The sequence below is a fragment of the Peribacillus sp. SIMBA_075 genome, assembly GCF_046534585.1.
Genome location: NZ_JAWRYN010001406.1, coordinates 1 through 243, shown reverse-complemented (window position 1 = coordinate 243; position 243 = coordinate 1). Strand labels below are relative to the sequence as shown.

General features: G+C 37.0%; 1 pseudogene. It reads right to left on the bottom strand.

Features of this window, described 5'->3' with window-relative positions:
* A pseudogene (locus SB775_RS32970) lies at nucleotides 1-243 on the bottom strand (aminomethyl-transferring glycine dehydrogenase subunit GcvPB); the annotation flags it as partial.

Genomic DNA, 243 nt, shown 5'->3' with positions numbered 1-243 from the left:
CTGTAATCTCAATTAAGTGCTCTTGTAAGTCGTACATTAATTCCATTGCACCTTGTACTGTCTTTTCATCTTGTAATGGATGAATATTTGCAAATCCTGCGAAACGAGCTACATTCTCATTAATTTTCGGATTATATTTCATCGTACAAGATCCAAGTGGATAGAATCCAGAATCTACACCGTGGTTACGGTTTGAAAGTGCTGTATAGTGGCGCATAATGTCAAGTTCAGATACTTCTGGTA